This is a genomic window from Erythrobacter sp. SN6-5, from assembly GCF_057364945.1.
In genome coordinates, this window is sequence record NZ_CP200282.1 from 2326064 (window position 1) to 2345495 (window position 19432).

The 19432-nt window shown below is 58.4% G+C and carries 16 protein-coding genes and 1 tRNA gene; 14 read left to right on the top strand and 3 right to left on the bottom strand.

The annotated features are described in order from the left end of the window. The first annotated feature begins 144 nt into the window (after positions 1–144). Both AC0V6Z_RS11605 and AC0V6Z_RS11610 read left to right on the top strand, forming a co-directional pair. On the top strand, positions 145–291 hold the full coding sequence (locus tag AC0V6Z_RS11605) for a hypothetical protein (RefSeq protein WP_472638640.1): 147 nt from the start codon (positions 145–147) through the stop codon (positions 289–291). Beyond that, positions 242–1033 carry an MBL fold metallo-hydrolase gene (locus tag AC0V6Z_RS11610; RefSeq protein WP_486176480.1) on the top strand — a complete coding sequence of 264 codons (792 nt, stop codon included), beginning with the start codon at positions 242–244 and terminating at the stop codon, positions 1031–1033. Before AC0V6Z_RS11605 ends, AC0V6Z_RS11610 begins: the two co-directional genes overlap by 50 nt. A 14-nt stretch (positions 1034–1047) precedes the next feature. On the opposite strand, the gene AC0V6Z_RS11615 is transcribed toward AC0V6Z_RS11610, so the two are convergent. Continuing rightward, entirely contained in the window at positions 1048–3366 is a 2319-nt protein-coding gene (locus AC0V6Z_RS11615) for a patatin-like protein (protein WP_472638642.1), read from the bottom strand. A 71-nt stretch (positions 3367–3437) separates the two neighbouring features. On the opposite strand from AC0V6Z_RS11615, the gene radA reads away from it, so the two are divergent. The 9 genes from radA (at position 3438) to rnr (ending at position 14749) form a co-directional block, all read left to right on the top strand. After that, positions 3438–4805 (top strand): DNA repair protein RadA, encoded by a 1368-nt coding sequence (gene radA / locus AC0V6Z_RS11620; protein ID WP_472638643.1) that lies wholly within the window; start codon positions 3438–3440, stop codon positions 4803–4805. A 12-nt stretch (positions 4806–4817) separates the two neighbouring features. Then, entirely contained in the window at positions 4818–5357 is a 540-nt protein-coding gene (locus AC0V6Z_RS11625; protein ID WP_472638644.1) for a CvpA family protein, read from the top strand. Then, complete coding sequence (locus tag AC0V6Z_RS11630; protein ID WP_472638645.1) at positions 5357–5797, top strand: iron-sulfur cluster assembly scaffold protein; 441 nt, start codon at positions 5357–5359, stop codon at positions 5795–5797. Before AC0V6Z_RS11625 ends, AC0V6Z_RS11630 begins: the two co-directional genes overlap by 1 nt. Before the next feature lie 67 nt (positions 5798–5864). Then, a complete protein-coding gene (locus AC0V6Z_RS11635; RefSeq protein WP_472640901.1) occupies positions 5865–7538 on the top strand; it encodes an MFS transporter in 1674 nt (557 codons plus the stop codon). Then, positions 7528–8586 carry an alanine racemase gene (alr, locus tag AC0V6Z_RS11640; protein WP_472640902.1) on the top strand — a complete coding sequence of 353 codons (1059 nt, stop codon included), beginning with the start codon at positions 7528–7530 and terminating at the stop codon, positions 8584–8586. Before AC0V6Z_RS11635 ends, alr begins: the two co-directional genes overlap by 11 nt. Positions 8587–8659: 73 nt before the next feature. Continuing rightward, the gene (gene phaR, locus AC0V6Z_RS11645) at positions 8660–9274 is read left to right on the top strand and encodes a polyhydroxyalkanoate synthesis repressor PhaR (RefSeq protein WP_472638646.1); all 615 of its coding nucleotides are present in this window, start codon (positions 8660–8662) and stop codon (positions 9272–9274) included. 92 nt (positions 9275–9366) lie between these two features. Further along, complete coding sequence (gene proS, locus AC0V6Z_RS11650; RefSeq protein WP_472638647.1) at positions 9367–10911, top strand: proline--tRNA ligase; 1545 nt, start codon at positions 9367–9369, stop codon at positions 10909–10911. Between the two features lie 39 nt (positions 10912–10950). Then, positions 10951–12357, top strand: coding sequence for a M28 family peptidase (locus tag AC0V6Z_RS11655; RefSeq protein WP_472638648.1), 1407 nt, complete (start codon positions 10951–10953; stop codon positions 12355–12357). A gap of 82 nt (positions 12358–12439) precedes the next feature. Further along, the gene (gene rnr, locus AC0V6Z_RS11660; RefSeq protein WP_472638649.1) at positions 12440–14749 is read left to right on the top strand and encodes a ribonuclease R; all 2310 of its coding nucleotides are present in this window, start codon (positions 12440–12442) and stop codon (positions 14747–14749) included. 27 nt (positions 14750–14776) lie between these two features. Here rnr and AC0V6Z_RS11665 read toward each other — a convergent pair whose 3' ends face one another. Continuing rightward, on the bottom strand, positions 14777–15226 hold the full coding sequence (locus AC0V6Z_RS11665; protein WP_472638650.1) for a universal stress protein: 450 nt from the start codon (positions 15224–15226) through the stop codon (positions 14777–14779). Positions 15227–15347: 121 nt separating this feature from the next. Here AC0V6Z_RS11665 and AC0V6Z_RS11670 point away from each other — a divergent pair, with 121 nt between their 5' ends. Both AC0V6Z_RS11670 and lpdA read left to right on the top strand, forming a co-directional pair. Further along, positions 15348–16631, top strand: coding sequence for a pyruvate dehydrogenase complex dihydrolipoamide acetyltransferase (locus AC0V6Z_RS11670; RefSeq protein WP_472638651.1), 1284 nt, complete (start codon positions 15348–15350; stop codon positions 16629–16631). Next, on the top strand, positions 16628–18037 hold the full coding sequence (gene lpdA / locus AC0V6Z_RS11675) for a dihydrolipoyl dehydrogenase (RefSeq protein WP_472638652.1): 1410 nt from the start codon (positions 16628–16630) through the stop codon (positions 18035–18037). Before AC0V6Z_RS11670 ends, lpdA begins: the two co-directional genes overlap by 4 nt. Positions 18038–18086: 49 nt before the next feature. Here lpdA and AC0V6Z_RS11680 read toward each other — a convergent pair. Then, positions 18087–18176, bottom strand: a tRNA-Ser gene (locus AC0V6Z_RS11680). A 179-nt stretch (positions 18177–18355) separates the two neighbouring features. Here AC0V6Z_RS11680 and AC0V6Z_RS11685 point away from each other — a divergent pair. Further along, positions 18356–19402 carry a lytic murein transglycosylase gene (locus AC0V6Z_RS11685; RefSeq protein ID WP_472638653.1) on the top strand — a complete coding sequence of 349 codons (1047 nt, stop codon included), beginning with the start codon at positions 18356–18358 and terminating at the stop codon, positions 19400–19402. Positions 19403–19432 lie beyond the last annotated feature (30 nt).

A 19432-nucleotide genomic window follows, 5' to 3' on the forward strand; every position in this document is an offset into this window, starting at 1 on the left:
GCCTTCTGAGACAGAGCCAGATAGCATCAGCCTCGTTGCACTGAATAGCGACTCACTGTCGCATTTGACGCTGCCTAAGGCTCGCTTAGTCAACTCGACAACCGTGCGGCTTATGGCTATTTCGCAGGCGACTGGAGAAGAATTATGAACCGTTTCGCCGTTTTTGCCCTCGCTGCTGTAACCCCATTGCTGGCCGTTCCCAGCTATGCTCAGCGCAGTCTTGATGACGTGGAAATCACCGTTGAAGAGATCGCACCTGGTGTGGCGGTTCTGTTCGGCGCTAAGCGGTAATATCGGGGTCAGTTACGGCGACGATGCGACGGTCATGATTGATGATCAGTTCGCACCGCTGTCTGAAAAGATTGAAGCCGCTGTGGCCGGGCTTGGCGCGACCCCGGTGAAATATGTCGTCAACACGCATTGGCACGGCGATCACACCGGCGGGAATGAGAACTTCGGCAAGACTGGCGCGACAATTTTCGCGCACGATAACGTTCGTGTCCGCATGGCTGACCCGTCGCTATCCGGTCGTGATGGAGAGCCAGCCCCAGATGTTGCTCTGCCAGTTGTGACTTATGGTCAGGGGCTCCGCTTCCATCTCAATGACGACACCATCAACCTGGCTTACTTGGGTGGCGGCCACACCGATGGCGACAGCGTGGTAATGTGGGACAAGGCAAATGTCGTTCACATGGGCGATCTCTACTTCAACATTCCGGGCTACCCATTTGTTGACACCCGCTCTGGCGGCAGCGTTTACAACCTCATGTCCACGCTCGATCTCGTGATTGCGATGATCGATGATGAGACGAAGGTTATTCCGGGCCACGGTGGCATGTCGAACAAAGCCGAAATGGTCGCCTATCGCGCAATGATCGGCGAGGCAGTGTCCCGCGTCGAAGCGCTCAATGAAGCTGGCAAGACGCTGGAAGAAACGGTCGCGGCCAAACCGCTGGCTGGCTTTGATCGCGGCGAGGGCTTTATCAGCGATGACGCATTCGTGACCGCTATCTGGAACAGCATCGAAGGCTAAGCGAGCGCTTGGCCTTACGCAAAGCGTGCGAGGATCTCGTCCCTTAGCCCGCGCAGCAAATGCTCGCGGCATCTGCCAACCTCCAATTCCTCGTCAATAATGGCGAGGAATGCGGAGCGTTTGGCTGAACGGACAGCTTCGGGTTTCATCCCGGCATCGACCGTTGATGCGATCAGATCGATCATGCGCTCCGCCCCATGTAAGCGGCCCCAGACATAGTCGTTTTCGCGGTAAGACCGGCTGAAGAACGCACCGAAGTTATAGAACTCAATGCCGCGCAATGTCGCCCGCGTGCCGCCCTCTCGAATGGAGCGCGCATCATCGGGAGAAATTCGATCGACCTTTACGGGGTTGTATTCGGTCAGACCTTCGTTTTGGAGCAGGGGCAGGGTGGCCACGTCATAGAACGGGAAGCCAAGATAGGTCAGCAGCATCCGCCGCTTTAGGTTCTTGGGCATTTGCGCCAGCGCGTCTGCAAAAATCCGCTCCGCTTCCAGATCGGTTTCGGGCAACAGGCGCTGCTCAGCAAGATAATCCAGCAAGGCACCCGGATCCTTCAAGGCGTTCCGCGCATAGCCAGCGAACTCGTCGCTCAGCCCAGAGATATCGTCGGCGGAGAAATAGAGCGCGAGAATGTCGTAGATTTTCTCTCTCGCGATATCGAGCGCATCGTCCGGTATCTCTGGATCGGTTTCCCAATCACGCGCCAGCCTGCGTGCGAGCAGGCGCAATCGTCGAATGCGAAAACCGATGTCGTGCGCCCGGAAGAATTGGATCGCTGCTTCACTTGCGCCGCCACAGCCGTCGGATAAGTCACTTAACCCGCGACGCTCCAATTCGCGGCGCATTGCAGCAGCAATCGGCATGCTGTCTGCCAGAGACAATTCGGGCGCCGCCTCAAGAGTGAGTTCTGCCAGACGGTCAATAATCCCGCTGAACTTGGTTTGAGCATAGGCTTGAAACGCATAGCCGGATCGCTCAGCCGCCGCCTGCTGCGCTTTCGCGCGCCAATTGTGCAGACGCTTTGGGCTGGGACTGTCGAGGAAGAACGTCATTCCGAACAATTTTTCTACCGCGCGATCGATCTCTGGCCGCAGGCCCAGGACGATCCGGCTCAACCTCTCCGCATCGCGGGATTGCTGCTCAATCCGTTCCAGATTGTCTCTGATCGGCTGTTCGCGTGGGATGGTCGATAAAGAACCGAAAATCGCGCCGAAAAAGCCGATTGGCGAATCGTGATTTTCGTTGACCGACCCAACTCGATCAGGGCGCGGATCAATGTAGACAAACCGGCGGTCAACCTCCCGCTGCGCCGGGCGCCCATGCAGCGCCTTGATCGCGCCGCCGAACGGAGCATTGACCAGAACGGAGCCATCAATCAGCGACACGCCGTCCTGCGTTCCGTCACGCATATGGACAGGCATGATCCGGTTGAGGAAGCTTGCACGGGATGTCCAATCGATCCCCTTGCGCTGTGCCAAGCGATCAATCTCCGCCAGTTGCAGCGGCGGGAAGGCTCCCGGAAAGCTCGCCGTCGCACGGGCTGCCAGCACCAGCTCAAGCGGATTGGTAAGCCCTTCGCTGCTCGCCGCCGGGGTGCTCGCGCGCAGGCTGATCGGAGTGCGATGCTCGGTTTCTTCAACAATCGGCGGACTGTTGAGGCGCAGCATCTCTACATGACCACGAAAGTCGGTGGTGGTGACAAACAGATCGATCGGATGCCCGGGGGGCAGCAAAGGATCACCGCGCTCGCCCAGTCGCATGCCCTCCAGCGCTTCAAACAGCAGGCTGGAGAATTTGTCGCCAGAAAATGGCGGGCTGAACCATCGACCACGGACAAGGCGAGAGACCTTTTGTCGCACTTCAGTCCGGGTCTCTGGCGAGACGCTCTCGCTAACGGCGTTGCCAGGACGGCTGAGCACCCACTCTGCAATCGGCTGAGCCCAGATTTTGGCATAGCGCCACATCGGCTGCGCTTTGGGATCGGTCAGCTCTTCGACATCAGCGGTTTTGAGCCAAAGGTCGGTAAGCGGTTCAAGCGAATGCCCAGAATGGATCGCCTGAGCCAGAAACACAGCATTGATCCCGCCAGCGCTCGCCCCGGTAAGAATGTCAGGCATCACGCGTAGACGGAGCGAGTAATCGCGCTCAATCTCGCGCAGCAAATCGCAATAGACCTTGGCGACGCCGCTGCATGGTGCCTCGCGATTGGCATGGAACGCTCGGCTAGCGCGCGCCAGATGCCAGATCTCTTTGGTGACACCATGCATATACACTGCAAGGCTGACACCGCCGTAGCAGACTAGAGCGAGACGAAGTTCTTTTTGCCGCATGAGAATCGTGATGACGTGGAAAGTCGGGAATGGCAATTGCGTTCCGCAAATGTTCCGTCTACGAAATTGGGATGGCAAAGACCAAACGGCGATATGTATGTGGTGCATGCGGCTCAGTTTCGCACCGCTGGCAGGGGCAATGTCCCGATTGTTCTGAATGGAACACGATGACGGAGGACGCACCGGCAACGGTGTTCTCGCAGAAACACGATCTTTCGCGCGGCGGGCGAGCTTTGGAATTCGTGCCGCTTGATGGCCCCGCGCAATTGCCTCAGCGACGGCCGACCGGTCTCGCAGAGTTTGACCGTGCGCTGGGCGGCGGCCTTGTGCCAGGCTCAGCTGTGCTGATGAGCGGTGATCCCGGCATCGGAAAATCCACTTTGCTGATCCAAACGGCGGCCACAATCGCGCGCTCTAATGGCGATGTGGTTTATGTCAGCGGAGAGGAAGCCGCCGGGCAGGTGCGCCTTCGCGCTGCGCGCTTGGGAATTGCTGATGCACCGATCCGGCTCGCGTCAGAAACATCGGTGCGCGATATTCTGACCACATTGGGTGCAGGCGATCCGCCCGCCTTGCTGGTAATCGATCTGATACAAACGATGCATTCCGACACAATCGAAGGCGCGCCAGGAACGGTCAGTCAGGTGCGCGGATGTGCGCTCGAACTGATCCGTTATGCCAAGGAAAATGGCACGGCGCTGGTGCTGGTCGGGCACGTCACCAAAGACGGCAACATCGCTGGCCCGCGCGTGCTGGAGCACATGGTCGATGTGGTAATGAGCTTTGAGGGAGAACGCAGCCATCAATACCGGATCCTGCGCGCGCTAAAGAACCGTTTCGGAGCGGTCGATGAGATCGGTGTCTTTGCAATGGCGAATGAAGGGCTGGAAGAGGTGACGAACCCTTCTATGCTGTTTCTGTCCGGGCGGGACCAACCGCTTGCAGGCAGCGCTGTCTTTCCCGCCCTGGAAGGCACAAGGCCCGTCTTGGTTGAGATACAGGCACTGATTGTCAGGTTGCAATCGGGCGCCACACCGCGCCGTGCGGTGGTTGGCTGGGACAATGGCAGGCTGGCGATGCTGCTCGCTGTGCTCGAATCGCGCTGCGGCCTCAATTTCTCCTCGGCTGAGGTGTATCTTAATATCGCTGGTGGGTACCGACTGGCTGATCCCGCTGCTGATTTGGCAGTCGCAGCGGCTTTGATGTCAGCGCTCGCCGATAAGCCGCTACCTGACAAAGCGGTGTGGTTCGGCGAAGTATCGCTGGCTGGGGAAATTCGCCCGGTTTCTCATGGTGATCTGCGTCTTAGAGAGGCCGTGAAACTGGGATTTGCGAGAGGCTATGGCCCGTCCGATAAAAAGCTCGGCTCATCTAAGCTCAATTATCACGGTTTGGGACAACTTTCGAACCTCGTTGACCAAGTGGTTGGGACGGAATAATTCACCATACCGATGGCTATATTTGACATAATCGTGCTCATAATCGTGGGAGTTGCCGCGATTGGTGGTTTCATGCGGGGCCTGGTGCAGGAGGTCCTCTCGCTGGCGGCTTGGATGCTATCCGCCTTTGCGATTTACTATTTGCATGCGCCGCTAACCAATGGCCTTCGCGATTTCGTCGATGCCGATCCGGCAACGCCGATCCTCGCCTTCGCGCTTCTGCTGCTTATCCCCTATGCGGCGATGAAAGTGATTGCGAATAATGTGGGTGAGGCATCACGCAATTCCATTCTGGGCCCGATTGATCGTGTGCTCGGCTTTGGCTTTGGCGCGGTCAAGGGTGCGTTGATCGTCGTTTTTGCATTCTCTGTTCTGGCGCTTGGTTTCGACACAGTTTGGGGCTTCAAGGGCCGCCCGACTTGGATCACGACTGCGCGGACATATCCGGCAGCTGACGCGTTCTCCCGGCAATTGGTGTCCGCCATTGCGGAACGGCGCGCGAAGCTCTCCGACGAAGCTGAGGCTGCTGACGAAGCCAGTCTGATCGAGTGATGGACCGATTGTGGCTAAGCGTAAAGGCAAACAAGCTTTATACGCCGCAATTGCTCGGCCTGGCTGCATCACTTGCCAATTACCCTCTAGGTAATGCGTCTCAATTCATTGGCGACGCGCGTTCGCGTACCTGCGGCAGTTCAATTGAACTGGCGATCGACTGCCGGGAGGACGGGGCGATTTCGCGGATCGGCATGCAAGTGACTGCCTGCGCTATCGGACAGGCCTCTGCTGCAATCGTGGCCGCTGATGTCCAGGGGCGCAGCGCAGCCGATATCATCACCAAAACGCATGAGGTTGAGCAGTGGTTAAGTGGTGGTGCGGACATGCCGGATTGGCCGGGTTTTGATGCTTTGACGCCAGCTTTGGAGCATCCGGCACGGCACGGTGCGTTGATGCTCGTGTGGAAGGCTGCGAGTAACGCGCTTTCCTCTCGGTAAACGAGCAGCTAGTGCTACCGGATAAGGCCAAGAGAAATTGGCCAGTCAGAAGAGGATCACGGGGCTTATGGTCGATGCGGAAGCGCTAAAGCAGCGCGAGCCAAGCGAGAAAGAAATCAAACTGGTGATCGGTGCGAGCAGCGCCGGAACCATCTTTGAATGGTATGATTTCTTTATCTACGGCACGCTTGCTTACATCCTGAAGGATGCGTTTTACGACGTGAATGACCCGACGCTGGCATTGCTGCTGGTGTGGTCCACCTTCGCGCTGGGCTTTGCCTTCCGCCCGATTGGCGCAATTCTGTTTGGATTTCTCGGCGATAGACTAGGGCGCAAATACACGTTCCTTGTGACTGTCACTTTGATGGGTATTGCGACCGCTGGCGTCGGGCTAATCCCCACGGTCGATACGCTCAAAGAGAGCTATGGTGAGCAATATGTGATCATTGCCCCGATCATCGTCATTTTCCTGCGCGTGTTGCAGGGCCTCGCCTTGGGCGGTGAATATGGCGGTGCGGCGATTTATGTTGCTGAACACGCGCCTCCTGAAAAGCGCGGTTTCTACACCAGTTTCATCCAGGCGAGTGTGGCAGGGGGCTTTGTGCTGTCCATCATCGTCGTCTTGCTGTGTCGCTGGATCATCCCGGAAGAAGCCTTCGCGGATTGGGGCTGGCGAGTGCCATTCCTGCTGTCGATTATCCTGCTTGGGATTTCGCTGTGGATGCGCCTCAAACTGTCTGAGAGCCCCGTGTTCCAGGCGATGAAGGAATCGGGTGAAACCTCTGGCAATCCGTTCATTGAGAGCTTTACTTATCCGGGCAACAAGAAGCGTATCTTTGTCGCACTGTTCGGTGTCAGCGGGATCCTGACGACCATCTGGTACACTGCATTCTTTTCAAGCCTGTCCTTCCTTAAGGGGAATATGCGGCTCGATGAGGGGACGGTGGAAGTCATCCTGCTGATCGCCGGACTTCTTTCACTCGGCCTCTATCTCATCGTTGGCAAATGGTCGGATACGGTCGGGCGCAAGAAGCCGATCATCATCGGTGCCTTGGCGACGTTGGTGACGCTGTTCCCGATCTTCTGGTTCATGGGCAGCCTGGCCAACCCGGGTCTTGCCGAAGCGGCTGAACGCACGCCTGTTGTTGTGAGCGGCGATCAATGCGTGACCGATCCGTTCGCCGAATTGTTTGACCGCGAACAGACGCCCTGCGGCAAAATCTTGAGCAGCCTGACCGGCAGCGGCGTGTCCTACACGCTTCAACCGGGCGGCGATCTTGGTATCACCGTTGGCGGCGAACCGGTTGCCATCGCGCCTGAGTGGCTCGAAGAAACGGAAGAGGGTGCGGCTTCGCGGACAACTGGTTTGCAAGAGGCGCTGACCAAGTCAGGGTTCGACTTCTCGCGGCAGGTTCCGCCGTTGATCAACATCGTGGGTATCATCGCTGCGCTGCTCGCTCTCGGCGTTCTGTCAGCGCTGACCTATGGCTCGGTCGCGGCGCTGCTGTCAGAGATGTTCCCGCCGCGCATCCGCTACAGCTCGATGTCGATCCCTTATCACATTGGGGCTGGTTATCTTGGCGGGTTCCTGCCTCTGATCGCCGGGGTGATCGTTGCCAGCACGGGCAACATCTACTCTGGGCTTTGGTACACTTGGATCGTTGTGGCCTTTGGGCTCGTCGTAGCTTGGTGGGGCCTGCCGTCCGGGCCTCCGCGTGACTTCACCGACGATGTCGGTTGATTCTGCGCCAACAAGTCTTCGCCTGCGGATTGATCATGCGGCATTGATCAGCAATTGGCGCGCGTTGGATGCCATGTCTGGTGATGCCTCTGCTGGCGCGGCGGTGAAAGCCGATTGCTATGGGCTAGGTGTTGAACGCTGCGTTCCGACGCTTCGCGATGCCGGTGCGGAGAAGTTCTTCGTCGCGCATTGGAGCGAGGTCGAAGCGGTCGCGCATCACGTGCATGCCAGCGATGTTGCGGTTTTGCATGGCCCGATGACAGAACAAGATGTGGCTTACGCCAAGGCGAGCGGAGCCGTGCCGGTCATCAATTCGCTCGAGCAGGCACGACGTTGGAACGAAGCCGGCGGTGGCCGCTGCCACCTGATGGTCGATACCGGGATCAACCGGCTTGGCATTGCACCTTCTGAGGTTGGCGATGAGGCCATCAAAGAGCTCCATGTCGATGTGCTAATGTCGCACCTCGCTTGCGCCGATGAAAACAGCGAAATGAATGCGCAGCAATTGGCGCGCTTTCGCGAGGTGCAGGCACATGTCGATTGGAATTCTCTAAGCCTAGCCAACAGCGCCGGGATTGCGTTGGGCAGCGATTATGCCTTTGATCTGACGCGGCCAGGTCTTGCCTTATACGGTGGAATTGCGCGGCAAGAACTCGCAGGCGCCATCAAACAGGTCGCATTTCCAGAGACCGCAATCATCCAGACGCGCGAGTTAAAGGTGGGTGATGCCGTTGGCTATAATGGCGAATTCATCGCGTCCCGTGATATGCGGGTGGGCACCGTCTCGCTGGGTTATGCCGATGGCTTCCTGCGCAGTTGGGGCAATGTGGATGGCCGCAGCGGTACGCATTTGTCCCACGCTGAAACGCCTTTGCCGCTGCTCGGGAAAGTCTCGATGGATATGGTGGTGGTTGACCTATGCGCGGCACCAAGCCTGAGCGAGGGCGACTGGCTGTCTGTGCCATATGAACTGCAAAATGCTGCGCAGCAAAGCGGCCTTTCACAGTATGAATTGCTGACCATTCTGGGACAACGTTTCGGATCCTAGAAACGTTCATGTTGCGCTGCACATTGTGCAGATGCTAAGCGCGCTGCAACGCAAAATTCATGGGATCCAAATAATGGCAGGCAAGTCCAAAGCCGCAAAATCAGGTTCACGCAAGACTGGCGAAGCGGGTGATGCGATCATCATCAAGAAATACGCCAATCGGCGGCTCTACAACACCAGTTCATCAAGCTATATTACGCTCGATGATCTTGCCGGAATGGTCCGCGACAATGTTGAATTTCAGGTGCTTGATGCAAAGTCGGGCGATGACATAACCCACTCGATTCTGACCCAGATCATCATGGATGAAGAGGCCAATGGCGAGCAGATGCTGCCGGTGAGTTTCCTGCGCCAACTGATTGGCATGTACGGCAATTCCATGCAGGCGATGGTGCCGTCTTACCTTGAGGCTAGCATGGCCAATTTTCGTGATAACCAAACCAAGATTCGCGAGGCCTTTGAGAAAGGCATGTCGAACAATCCGATTTCGGCCATCCACGAAACCAATATGGCTATGATGCGTGCTGCGGCTGATGCTCTAATTCCGGGCGTTGCAAACAAGCGCAAGTCCGCCGCGCCGAAAGCCGCCGCAGGCGCGGCATCTGGTGCAAGCAGCAATGGTGAGATTGATGCACTGCGCGAACAAATGGCAGCGATGCAAAAGAAACTTGATGAGTTGAGCAAATAGCCCTGCGACCATTTGCGAATTGCGCGCAGCGGGCGTAGCGCTACCGCTCGATCAACCCAACACCCGCTCTAAGATTTTGAGAGAGACCCGCCGTGTCTAACATCCGCCACGCTCTAAATGTGAAGCGCGAAGACGACTTCGCCAAATGGTATCAAACCGTCATTGCCGAGGCTGATTTGGCCGAAGAATCCGGAGTGCGCGGCTGCATGGTGATCAAGCCATGGGGTTACGGCATTTGGGAGCGTATACAGCGTCTTCTCGATGATCGGATCAAAGCCGCTGGCGTGCAAAACTGTTATTTCCCGCTGTTCATCCCGCTCAAGAATTTTGAGCGTGAGGCGGAGCATGTTGACGGCTTTGCGAAGGAAATGGCGGTTGTCACGCACCACCGTTTGATCGCCGATGGTGAGGGCGGATTGGTACCCGATCCTGAGGCGAAATTGGAAGAGCCGCTGGTGGTTCGGCCAACCTCAGAGACGATCTTTGGCGATGCGATGGCGCGCTGGATCCAAAGCTGGCGCAACCTGCCACTACTCACAAACCAATGGGCCAACGTTGTGCGCTGGGAAATGCGCACGCGGATGTTCCTGCGCACCAGCGAGTTTCTCTGGCAGGAGGGGCACACCGCCCACGAAAATCAGGAGCAAGCCAAAGAAGAAACGCACCGCGCGCTGGAAATGTACCGTGCCTGTGCTGAGGAAGATCTGGCTATGCCGGTGATCGCTGGCGAGAAGCCGGAGAACGAGCGTTTCCCCGGAGCGGTAGAGACCTGGTCGATCGAGGCGATGATGCAGGACGGCAAAGCCCTGCAAGCGGGCACGTCGCATTATCTCGGCACCAATTTTGCAGAAGCTGCGAATATCCAGTTTCAGGATCGCGAGGGCACTCAGCAATATTGCCACACCACCAGCTGGGGCGTTTCGACCCGCATGGTTGGCGGCGTGATTATGACGCACGGAGACGATGATGGCCTGCGTGTGCCCCCCGCGATTGCACCGCATCAAGTGATCATCCTGCCTATGTTGCGCGACAAACCAGAGGATGAGGCGCTGCTCCAATATTGCCGCGAGCTCTATGGCCAGCTGACCGCGCAAAGCGCGCTGGGTGAGAAGACACGAATCTGGCTCGACACTGTGCCTGGCAAAGCGACAGCCAAGCGTTGGGATTGGGTGCGCAAAGGCGCGCCGGTTATCATCGAGGTCGGCGGACGTGATATGGAAGCGGGCGTGGTCAGCCTGCTGCGCCGTGACAAAATGTGGAACCCAGTGAATGGCAAGGTCGCCTTTGCTGCGCCGAAACGCGAGGATGTCGCGGGCCAGATTGGCGCGATGCTGGAAGACATCCAGGCTAACCTCTTCAACGAGGCGCGCGAGCGGCGCGATGCGAATATCACCCGCGGGATCAGCGAATGGGCTGACGTGGCCAGCCACTTTGCCAAAGGCGGAAAATATCCGGGTTGGGTCGAGGTGCAGTGGTCAAAGTCAAGTGGGGACGCTTTGGAAAAGGTAGTCGAGCGCTTAAAAGAGCACAAACTCACCTTTCGCAATGTCCCGCGCGGCAGCGATGCAGCAGACGGCACCTGCATCTTCACAGGTGAGCCTGCAGTCGAGCGAATTCTGGTGGCGCGCGCTTACTAGAGCTTGCGCGCGCTCGCATGTCGCGGCAAACATTGCGGCATGATCAAAAAACTCGCTATTCTCGCCTCGCTAGTTGCTGCGCCACTGGCAGCTGATGACCATGTTCCAGCCGCGACTGACGACAGTCTCGCTGCTCAGGTTTCCGAACAGCGCCTGCGCGCCGATATGGACATCATTGTCGGGTTTGGCACGCGGCATACCTTGTCGTCTCAAACCGATCCGAAGCGCGGAATTGGCGCGGCGGTCAATTGGGCGCTGGATGAGTTTCGCCGGATTGGGATGGGCTGCGATGACTGCCTGGAGGTTCAATCGGTTGAGCGTGTTATCGAGTCCGATGGGCGGCGCATCCCTCAACCAACCTTGGTGCGAAATGCGGTTGCGATTCAGCGCGGGACGGAACGCCCCAATGAAGTAATCATCGTGCAGGGCCATTATGACAGCCGGGTCACCGATCCGCTCAATGGCACTGACGATGCGCCGGGCGCGAATGACGATGGCTCTGGCAGCGTGATGATCCTGGAGGCCTCCCGTATCCTGTCCAAGCAGCAATATCCCTCGACCATTATTTACGCGCTACTGACCGGTGAGGAGCAAGGCCTCTATGGCGCGCGGATCCTCGCCGATTGGGTGGAGGAACAGGGCATGACCGTAAAGGCCGTGCTCAACAACGATATGATCGGCAATTCTTGCGGGTCAGACGGAGTGTGCGACGCGAAACATGTGCGCGTATTCTCCGAAGGACCACGTGCCGATTCCACTGAGCAGCTGCGTGCAAGACAGCGCCGTTTTGGCGGTGAGAATGACATGCCGGGACGTAATCTTGCCCGTTGGCTCGGTAATCTCGCTCAGGCCAATCCTGACGGCATGCAAGTGCGCCAGATCTGGCGGACAGACCGTATGGGCCGGGGCGGTGATCAAATCCCGTTTCTCGATAAGGGCTATCCAGCGATCCGCATTGCGGTCTCTGTCGAAGATTATGAGCATCAGCATCAGGACCTGCGCACCGAGAACGGCATCAAATATGGTGATACGGTTGACGAGATCGACTTTGATTATCTGACCCGCTCTTCGCAGTTTAATGTGCGCGCGCTTCACCGTCTGGCAAAGGCGCCGATGCCGCCAGCGGTCACCGCCGATGCGGCGGTGCGGGTGGATACGGCGCTGGAATGGGACGCGGTTCCCGGGGCGGATCGCTATGTGATCAAGGCCCGCCGTACCGACGAATCCTATTGGCGTGGCGTTTTGCCGAATGGCACCAAGGGTGAGGATATCCGCAGCGCTATCCCCGCAACCGATGCTCCCAAGATTGAGCTGGCCGTTCCTCTGCGCGGCGATGACTGGCTGCTGGGCGTGGCCGCTTGCACAGGCAGCTATTGCTCACCTGTTTCCAGCGCAGTCCCCGGCGGAGCATTTGCGCCGGTGGCGAAAGCCGCTGATAACGATTAGAGACCGCTCGTCCTGAGCTTGTCGAAGGGCGAGCCCAGTCAAGTGTTTGTACGTCGACAGGCTCAGCACGAACGGATTTCTCATGGCCAAAAGACAAATGAAACGCCCCGCAGGCCTGCCGAGTGCGAAGCAGGTGCTGGAGTTTATTCAGACTGCCCACGGCCCCACAGGCAAGCGGGAGATCGCAAAGGCGTTTGGCCTGAAAGGGCAGGAGAAGATCGCGCTTAAGCGGCTGCTTAAGGATATGGCCGAAGAAGGCCTGATCGACGGCAAAAAGACCGCTTACCACCGGATGGGAGGTGTGCCGAAAGTCACGGTTCTGAAGGTCGTCGACATCGAAGACGGCGAAGCGATCGCGATCCCGGAGAACTGGGCAGCCGATGCGCCGGATAAGCCGCCGCGTCTAACGGTCAAAGAGATGAAAGGTGGGCGCGGTGCAAAAGGCATGCCTGCGCTCAAACGCGGCGACCGGGTGCTGTCCCGCGCCGAAGAAACCGATACTGGATGGATTGCCCATCCGATGAAGAAATTGCCCGCGCGCAGCGAAGGTCTGCTCGGCGTGGTGGAGCTCGATGGTCGCGGCAAGGCATGGTTGGCACCGGTCGACAAACGCATCCGCAATTCGTCTCCCATCGCCGATGTAGGCGAAGCGGAAGAGGGGCAGTTGGTCCTGTGTGAGCGGGTGGGCCGCTCTGAACGCGCGGGCGTTAAAGTTGTCGAAGTGATCGGCGACCCGCTCGCCCCGAAAAGCTTCAGCCTGATCGCGATTGCCAAGCACGGCATCCCGCAAACATTCCCAGAAGAGACATTGGCAGAGGCGCAAACCGCGACTGAGCTGAATTTGTCAGAGGAAAAGCGCGAAGACCTGCGTGATCTGCCCATCGTAGCAATCGATCCGGTCGATGCGCGCGATCACGATGATGCCATCTGGGCGGAACCGGACGGTGAGGGCGGTTTCAGGGCGCTCGTCGCGATTGCTGACGTATCCTATTATGTCCGCCCGGGCAGCGCGCTCGACAAAGAAGCGCGAAAGCGCGGCAATTCGATCTACTTCCCGGACCGGGTGGTGCCGATGCTGCCAGAGATTTTGAGCGCAGATGTCTGTTCCCTGCGCGAAGGAGAAGATCGTGCGGCCATGGCGTGCCATCTTCGGATCAATTCCAAGGGCAAAATCACCAGCCATCGCTTCACCCGCGCGATTGTCCGCATCCATCACAATATCGCCTATGAAGATGCGCAGGCGGCGGTGGACGGCGACAACACGCCGGACTTTCTCGTCAATCTGTGGGGCGCATGGAAGGCGCTCGCCGCCGCGCGCGCTGCGCGTGATCCACTGGATCTTGACCTGCCAGAGCGGCGGGTAGTGCTCAATGAGCAAGGTCAGATCGAAGAGATCGCTGTGCGTGAGCGGCTCGATGCTCACCGCGTGGTCGAAGATTTTATGATTGCGGCCAATGTCGCTGCGGCTCAGGCGCTGGAGGCGAAGACCTCTCCTTTGGTTTACCGCGTGCATGAGACGCCAAGCCGGGAAAAACTGATCGCGCTGCGCGATTATCTGGAGACGTTCGGACAAAAGCTCGCGCTGGGCCAGGTGATCACGCCGAGCCTTTTTAACCGCATGCTCAAAGATGTGAGCGATGAGGACGAAAAAGCACAGGTGATGGAGGCCGTCCTGCGCACTCAGATGCAGGCCTATTACGGCCCGGCCAATTCGGGACACTTTGGCCTGGCACTCGGGTCTTACGCGCATTTCACATCGCCCATTCGCCGCTATGCCGATCTGCTCGTGCACCGCGCTTTGGTGGATGCGTATAAGTTGGAACAGCCGAAGCCAAAGGTGCCTTTGCCGGAAAAAAGCGGGCTGTCAGAGCGCGACCGCGATAATCTGCAACAGATCACCGATGCAATCAGCCAGACAGAGCGCAGGGCGATGGAGGCGGAACGCGATACAATTGATCGCTATGTCGCCGCTTGGCTATCCGGCAGAGTTGGCGAGAACTTTGAAACCCGCATTACAGGCGTTCAAGGCTTTGGCTTCTTTGCCACAATCGTTGGCCTTGGCGGTGATGGTCTGGTGCCCGTTTCCACTTTGAGGGCAGAACATTTCCGCTATGAAGAAGCAGCGCAATCTCTGGTGGGTGAGGACAGCGGCACCAGCTATTCGCCCGGTGACAAGTTGACGCTACAACTGGCGGAGGCGAATGCGCTGACCGGGGCGCTGAAATTCGTGCCTGTGGATGCCGATGGTCAAGCGATTGAGCCGCGCGGGAACCGGCCGCCGCCGCGCCGGGGCAAGCCGAGCTATAAAAAGGGTCCACCGAAAAAGGGGAAATACACCGCTGGCAAACGCGGTCGCCCTGGTAATATCCGCCATCAGGGGCGGCGCAAATAGGCGCGGTAGACCTGCGCTAGTCCGCCATCACGCTTCGTGATCGCTGCTGGTTTCGTCGTAATCGTTCGGGATGACATAGAGCGGGCAGGGCAGATCGCCCGCATGCGCTGAAAAGTGCGTGACCAGCGGGCCTGGATTGCCGCTCGCCGCGCCCAGCACCAGTGCAGCGACTTCCTTATGGTTTTTCAAAAAATCGCTGACGATTGACTGGTTGTTGCCAATCTTGACCGAGATCGTCGGCATGATTCCGCTTTCCGCCAGCAGATTTCCGCCGATCCCATTGGCCAGCATTTCTGCCCGGTCATGCGCCTCTTGCTCAATGGTGTCCTGCACCGCGCCAAATGCGCTAACGTTTTGCTGCGCGACCAGCGCCAGGATGTGCACCGCGCCTTTCACAGCGACAGCGCGCCGCGCGGCATATCGCAATGCGGCCCGCGCCTCTTCGCTTTCGTCCATCACAACCAGGAATGTACGCATATTCTTCGCTCCCCTGAAGGCAGCTATCCTTTCAAATGGTTTCGTATGCAAGGCCTTGCCCGAAGCGGCCGAATTCGTCACACGGGCAAAACAACACCAGCGACGAGGATTTGACCGCTCCATGGCCGTAGAAATCAAGATGCCCGCTCTCTCTCCAACAATGGAGGAGGGGACGCTTGCCAAATGGTTGGTGAAGGTCGGCGACACTGTGAACTCTGGCGAGATCATGGCCGAGATTGAGACCGACAAGGCGACGATGGAATTTGAAGCCGTCGATGAAGGGACGATTGCTGCAATTCTGGTCGAGGAAGGCAGCGAGAACGTTGCAGTCGGCACAGTCATCGCGATGCTGGCGGAAGAGGGCGAAGATATTGGCGATGTGAGCGCACCAAGTGCTGCGCCTGCGCCTGCGCCTGGCGCTCCGGCAGAGCCCGAGCCAGTTACTGAGGCGCCTGCTGGGGCTCCGGCACCAGCGCCTGCGCCTGCACCAAAATCTGCGCCATCATCATCGGAAGGGCGGATTGTTGCCTCTCCTCTGGCAAAGCGCATTGCTGAGCAAAAGGGTGTGGACCTCTCGCAGATCACCGGCTCTGGTCCCAATGGCCGGATCGTGAAAGCAGATGTTGAAAGTTCCAGTGCCACCGCGGCGCCCGCGGCAAGCGCGGCTGCATCGGCGCCGACTCCCACGCCGTCCATGGCACCGGAAGATGGCGGCGCGCCCTACACCGAGGCGAAGCTCAACAATGTTCGCAAGGTCATTGCTCGCCGCCTGACCGAGGCGAAGCAGCAAATCCCGCATATCTATCTGACCGTCGATGTTCAGCTCGATGCCCTGCTGAAACTGCGAAAGGAACTTAACGCATCGCTGGAGGCGGATGGAGTGAAACTCTCCGTCAACGATCTGATCATCAAGGCGCTGGCGCGCTCGCTACAACGCGAGCCGCAATGCAATGTCAGCTTCCAGGGCGAAGTCATGCACGAGTACAGCCGTCAGGATATTTCTGTTGCGGTGGCTGCGCCTTCCGGTTTGATCACGCCGGTGATCCGCGATGCCGGGCGCAAGGGGCTCGCCGAAATCTCAACCGAGATGAAGGAGCTGGCAGGCAAGGCGCGCGATGGCAAGCTGATGCCGCATGAATATCAGGGCGGCACGGCCTCGCTTTCGAACCTTGGCATGTTCGGCACGAAGCATTTTGATGCCGTGATCAACCCTCCGCAGGGGATGATCCTGGCCGTCGGCGCGGGCGAACAACGCCCCGCGGTTGTTGACGGCGCGCTTGGCATCGCGACCGTAATGACTGTGACGGGCAGCTTTGATCACCGCGCCATTGACGGCGTGGACGGGGCGAAATTACTGGCTCAGTTCCAAAGCCTGATCGAGAATCCAATGGGGCTGGTGGTATGAGCGCTTCCTACGACGTAATTGTTCTTGGCTCTGGCCCCGGCGGCTATGTGGCGGCGATCCGCTGCGCGCAGCTGGGCCTCAAAACGGCGATTGTTGAGCGTGAGAACCTCGGCGGCATCTGCCTTAATTGGGGCTGTATCCCGACCAAGGCATTGCTGCGCTCGGCAGAGATATTCCACTACATGCAGAATGCGGGCGATTATGGCCTGAAGGCGCAAGGCATTGAGGCCGATTTGGAAGCCGTGGTGAAGCGCAGCCGCGGCGTCGCAAAGCAGCTCAATCAGGGCATTGGCCACCTGATGAAAAAGAACAAGATCACCATCCATATGGGCGAGGGCAAGCTGACCGGGGCGACCAGCCTCACGGTGAAGGGCGATAAGGGCGAAGAGAAGCTCTCTGCCAAGCACGTGATCGTAGCCACCGGCGCGCGGGCGCGCGACCTGCCGTTTGCACCCGCCGATGGGAAGCGCGTGTGGACCTATCGTCACGCAATGACTCCGCCCGAAATGCCGAGCAAGCTGCTGGTGATTGGATCGGGCGCGATCGGGATCGAATTTGCGAGCTTTTACAACGATATGGGCGCGGATGTGACCGTGGTCGAAATGCTTGACCGGATCGTGCCGGTTGAGGATGCAGATGTCTCCACTTTCCTCGAAAAATCGCTCGCCAAACAAGGTATCAAAGTGATGACCGGCGCCGGGGTCGATGAATTGAAGGTCGGCGCCAAAGGCGTCACCGCGACGATCAAGGACAAGGCTGGCAAAGCATCGACCACCGAATTCAGTCATGTGATCACCGCCATCGGAATTCAGCCCAATACGGAGAATATCGGGCTGGAGAAGCTGGCGGAAATGGACCGCGGCTTCATTCAGATCGATCCGTTTGGCCGCACCAAGACTAAAGGCATTTGGGCGATTGGTGATTGCACCCCTGGCCCATGGCTTGCGCATAAGGCCAGCCACGAGGGCGTGAGCTGCGCTGAGGCCATTGCTCAAGAACTGGGCAATTCGGATGTTCACCCGCACCCGCTTGATCGCAGCAACATTCCGGGCTGCACCTATTGCCACCCACAAATCGCCAGCGTCGGCATGACTGAGGCGGCGGCGAAGGAGGCAGGACATAAGGTTCGCGTCGGCAATTTCCCCTTTATCGGCAATGGCAAAGCCATCGCGCTGGGCGAAGCGGAAGGTTTCATCAAAACCGTGTTTGATGCGGGCACAGGCGAGCTGCTGGGCGCGCATATGATCGGTGCAGAAGTGACTGAGCTGATCCAGGGTTATACCGTGGGCAAGACCTTGGAGACGACCGAGCAGGAACTGATGCAGACGGTCTTCCCGCATCCGACCTTGTCCGAAATGATGCACGAAAGCGTGCTCGATGCCTATGGCCGCGCGCTGCATTTTTAGAGCCAGCCGCTAAACGCAAAAAGGCCCCACAAAAGTGGAGCCTTTTAAATGGCGGACAGTCAGGGATTCGAACCCTGGAAGGGCTTGCACCCTTGCCGGTTTTCAAGACCGGTGCATTCGACCACTCTGCCAACTGTCCGCGCGGGGATGCTCGCTAGCGACTGAATTCGCTGTTGTCACCCATAAAGGTCAGCCAAAAACACTAAAACGTCGAAACACGCGTTCTAAACGGCGTCTGGCGCATTTTTTCGTGAAGTCTGTCGATTAGATCGCATTCGATAATTGGCAATTCATGTTGACTGTGAGAATAACTCGCTCATGGCTTTGAACAAACTTGCGATCACCGCCGCCGCTTTCATGACGGCCCTCGGCACCTCTTCGGCGTCTACCCCTGCCACCGCGCAGCAGAGCAGCTCCACGACCCAGTCCTTCGGGGCCTATATGGAAACGCTAAAAGCGCGCGCGCGGGCAGAAGGTGTCAGCGAGGCGACGATCCGGCGCATGACGAGCGGCTTGACGCCCAATGACCGGGTGATCCGGCTTGATCGCGGACAACCAGGCAGCCCGACACGGCGCGGCTATCCAGCGCTCGCGCCCTATATTTCAAAGCATGTAAACCCGACCCGCATTGCCGGGGGACGGCGCGTGTTTGGTGAAAATCGCACAACCCTGCGCCGGATTGAGGCCGAATACGGCGTGCCAGCGCAAATCATGGTGGCGATTTTCGGGCATGAAACCAGCTATGGCCGGATCCGCGGCAATTTTGACCTGTCGCGCAGCCTCGCAACGCTTGCATGGGAGGGGCGCCGCCGCGAACTCTTCTCTGGCGAATGGGTCGCGCTGATGAAGGTGGCTGACAAAGGTTATTCACGGCAGCAATTGGTCGGCAGCTATGCCGGGGCCTTTGGCAATCCGCAGTTCTTGCCCTCGGTCTATCTACGCCTTGCAGAGGATGGCGACGGCGATGGCCGGGCGAATATCTTCTCTAACCGCGCAGACACGTTTGCCTCGATTGCGAATTATTTCAAAGACGCCGGATGGCGCACCGGTCAGCCATGGGGCGTGCGTGCGCGCGTGCCGAGCGGTTTCAACGTCGATGCCTATAAGACGAAGCTGCGCGCGCCGGTTTGCCCGCGTGTCCATGAACGTCATAGCCAGTGGAAGACGGTGCGCGAATGGCGCGAGCTGGGCGTTCAGCCTCAGCGTCCGCTGGCGGATGATACGCTCGCCTCGCTGTTCCAACCCGATGGCCCAGGACGGCCCGCATGGCTACTCACCAGCAATTACCGGGTGATCCTGGAGTACAATTGTTCCAATTATTACGCGATGAGCGTTGGGCTGCTGGCTGACGAGATCGTGAACTAAACCGCGCGGCGTCTCGCCAAGGCGAAAGGC

Bases quoted from the DNA above. Each gene is read 5' to 3' on its own strand.
- AC0V6Z_RS11605 (WP_472638640.1), top strand. From the start codon at position 145: ATGAACCGTTTCGCCGTTTTTGCCCTCGCTGCTGTAACCCCATTGCTG.
- AC0V6Z_RS11615 (WP_472638642.1), bottom strand. From the start codon at position 3,366: ATGCGGCAAAAAGAACTTCGTCTCGCTCTAGTCTGCTACGGCGGTGTC.
- radA (WP_472638643.1), top strand. From the start codon at position 3,438: ATGGCAAAGACCAAACGGCGATATGTATGTGGTGCATGCGGCTCAGTT.
- AC0V6Z_RS11625 (WP_472638644.1), top strand. From the start codon at position 4,818: ATGGCTATATTTGACATAATCGTGCTCATAATCGTGGGAGTTGCCGCG.
- AC0V6Z_RS11630 (WP_472638645.1), top strand. From the start codon at position 5,357: ATGGACCGATTGTGGCTAAGCGTAAAGGCAAACAAGCTTTATACGCCG.
- AC0V6Z_RS11635 (WP_472640901.1), top strand. From the start codon at position 5,865: ATGGTCGATGCGGAAGCGCTAAAGCAGCGCGAGCCAAGCGAGAAAGAA.
- alr (WP_472640902.1), top strand. From the start codon at position 7,528: ATGTCGGTTGATTCTGCGCCAACAAGTCTTCGCCTGCGGATTGATCAT.
- phaR (WP_472638646.1), top strand. From the start codon at position 8,660: ATGGCAGGCAAGTCCAAAGCCGCAAAATCAGGTTCACGCAAGACTGGC.
- AC0V6Z_RS11655 (WP_472638648.1), top strand. From the start codon at position 10,951: ATGATCAAAAAACTCGCTATTCTCGCCTCGCTAGTTGCTGCGCCACTG.
- rnr (WP_472638649.1), top strand. From the start codon at position 12,440: ATGGCCAAAAGACAAATGAAACGCCCCGCAGGCCTGCCGAGTGCGAAG.
- AC0V6Z_RS11665 (WP_472638650.1), bottom strand. From the start codon at position 15,226: ATGCGTACATTCCTGGTTGTGATGGACGAAAGCGAAGAGGCGCGGGCC.
- AC0V6Z_RS11670 (WP_472638651.1), top strand. From the start codon at position 15,348: ATGGCCGTAGAAATCAAGATGCCCGCTCTCTCTCCAACAATGGAGGAG.
- lpdA (WP_472638652.1), top strand. From the start codon at position 16,628: ATGAGCGCTTCCTACGACGTAATTGTTCTTGGCTCTGGCCCCGGCGGC.
- AC0V6Z_RS11685 (WP_472638653.1), top strand. From the start codon at position 18,356: ATGGCTTTGAACAAACTTGCGATCACCGCCGCCGCTTTCATGACGGCC.